Annotated in this window: 2 protein-coding genes; both read right to left on the bottom strand. The window is 77.3% G+C overall.

The genetic code is table 11. The annotated features are described in order from the left end of the window. Window positions 1-191 precede the first annotated feature (191 nt). A complete protein-coding gene (locus DMH08_RS39370) occupies window positions 192-554 on the bottom strand; it encodes a hypothetical protein (RefSeq protein ID WP_125621360.1) in 363 nt (120 codons plus the stop codon). Between the two features lie 70 nt (window positions 555-624). Next, window positions 625-1,825, bottom strand: a 1,201-nt coding sequence (locus DMH08_RS39365) for an MMPL family transporter (protein WP_148108664.1), incomplete at its 5' end; no start/stop codon positions are given.

Raw genomic sequence — 1,825 nt, 5'->3', positions numbered from 1 at the left:
GCCGGCGACGAGCCCGCCGAGCCCGCCGCCGAGCCCGCCACCGCCACGCCGGCCGCCGGGAAGCCGGCCGCCGAGGAGACCGGCGTCCCCGTCAGCGTCGACGCGTAGGACGCCCGTCCCGAGCCGTGCGGGCGCCCGCTCCCGGCGTCCGCACGGCTCGGCCTTTTCCCGGCCCCGCCCGTCCCGGCGGGTCAGTGGTTCTCGGGAAGCCAGCCGCCGTCGAGCGTGCTCGCGGACGCGCCGTACACGCAGACGAACGCGAACAGCAGCAGCGGCACGACCATGAGGAGCGCCGCGGCGCCCGCCGCCCACAGGCCGCGGTGCCCCGGGCGGCGCCGCGCCCGCCGGACGGACCCGCCGGCGAGGGCCGCGGCGCCGCCCGCCAGCATCAGCACGGACGGCACCCAGTACAGCGGGACGAGGCCCGGGTTCGTGCGGAGCGTGATGTGCTCGGGCCCGAGCATCCGCAGCATGCCGGCGAGGACCGGCGGCGGCAGCAGGACCAGGACGGCGACGGCGGCGGGGTGCACCGCCCGGCGGGTGTTCGTGTCCATGCCTCCACCCAACCGGTGCGGACGGCCGCGGCGGATCCGTTCGGGTACTCAGGCCGCCGCGCGCGGCTACTCACCCCCGCGCCTCCTCGGCGACCGGCACGGGCACCGGCGCGGGCGCGGGGGACGGCGCCTCGGTCAGCCCGACGCGGCGGTGCAGGCGGCGGAGCGGGCCCGGGGCCCACCAGTTGGCGCGGCCCGCGAGCCGCATGAACGCGGGGAGCAGCACACCGCGGATGAGGGTGGCGTCGACGAGGACGGCGAGGGCCATCCCGATGCCGAGCTGCTGCAGGAAGACGACGTCGCCGGTGGCGTAGGTCGCGAACGAGACGGCGAGGATCAGCGCGGCGGCCGTGACGAGGGGGCCGCTGCGCGCGATGCCGAGCGGGACCGAGGCCGCGGCGTCGCCCGTCCGGTCGTACTCCTCCTTGATGCGCGAGAGGAGGAACACCTCGTAGTCCATGGAGAGCCCGTAGGCGATGCAGAACATCAGGATCGGGATGCTCGGTTCGATGGAGCCGGTCGGGGTGAAGCCGAGGAGGCCGGACAGGTTGCCCTCCTGGAACACCCAGACGAGCGCGCCGAACATGACGGACAGGCTCAGCAGGTTCAGCACGGTCGCCTTGAGCGGGGCGAGGACGCTGCCGGTCATCAGGAACAGGACGACGACGGTGACGGCGACGATCAGTCCCGCGACGACCGGGAGCCGGGCGGTGACGGCGTCGCGGTAGTCGGCGAGTTCGGCCGGGTAGCCGCCGACGAGGGCGGGGCCCGGGGCGGGCACGGCGCGGACGTCCTCGACGAGCCCGACGGCGTCGGCTCCGAGCCGCTCGGACGACGGGACGGCGACGACGCGGGCGCCGCCGCCGGACGCGTACCCGGCCCCGGCGGGCGCCGGGACGGGGGCGCCGTCCGCGAACGACCCGGCGGGCGAGTCGACCCGGACGATCCCGTCGACCCGCGACAGTCCGGCCGCGTAGGGGCCCGCGCCCGCGGCGTCCCGCAGGACGATCTGCAGGGCGTCGGCCTCCTCGACGGGGAACGAGGCGCGGATCTCGTCGTACATCTGCCGGACGGGCGCCGCGGTGTTCAGCACGCGGTCGTCCGGGAGCCCGAACCGGACGCCGAGGAACGGGGCGCCGAGCAGCAGGACGAGCGCGAGCGCGGTGCCGCCGAGGACGAGCGGGCGGCGCATGACGGCGGCCGCGAAGCCGTGCCAGCGGGCGGCGGCGCGGGGGGCCGGGGCGCGGCCGCCGTCATGCGCCGCCCGCTCG

The sequence above is a fragment of the Actinomadura sp. WAC 06369 genome (assembly GCF_003947565.1).
Lineage (GTDB): Bacteria > Actinomycetota > Actinomycetes > Streptosporangiales > Streptosporangiaceae > Spirillospora > Spirillospora rifamycini.
This window is presented reverse-complemented; position numbering and strand designations above follow the sequence as displayed.